The organism is Acinetobacter sp. 148 (assembly GCF_031196675.1).
Taxonomy (GTDB): domain Bacteria; phylum Pseudomonadota; class Gammaproteobacteria; order Pseudomonadales; family Moraxellaceae; genus Acinetobacter; species Acinetobacter baumannii.
Genome location: NZ_JAVIMT010000002.1, coordinates 1 through 438 on the forward strand (window position 1 = coordinate 1; position 438 = coordinate 438).

General features: G+C 48.9%; 1 pseudogene. It reads right to left on the reverse strand.

Annotation, left to right across the window (positions count from 1 at the left end):
- Positions 1-438 (reverse strand): annotated as a pseudogene (locus RFX69_RS00015) (hypothetical protein); the annotation flags it as partial.

Genomic DNA, 438 nt, shown 5'->3' on the forward strand with positions numbered 1-438 from the left:
TGAATCGTATTGCCGGTCTTGGTCACTTTCAGGTTGGTTTCACCTGCAACCGTACCAATGTCTACCGTATCATCAGCTTTTACTGCAGCCGCATTGGTACCATTACTTTGTAGTGTCCAGCCTTTGTCTAATGCAGTGATCGCATCGCCCACGTTATTGACGTTGTTGCCATTCACAGTATAGGTCGGTGAGCTTACTGCACCTGTTGTGCTATCATAGCTTGCACCACCACCCAGATTGTTGGCTGTGCTGTTGCCCAAGGCATCAGTCTTGTTGTTGCTTGATGTGCTTAACGCATCAAGCTGACCTTTGTTTACTGCATCGGTTGCTGCTGTGCCCGCACCGACATTCGTAACTTTCTCACCATTTGCATCCAGTCCGTTCGCTGTCAGCTTCCCTGCAAACACAGGTGCATCGGCAAGTTGAATATCAACGGTA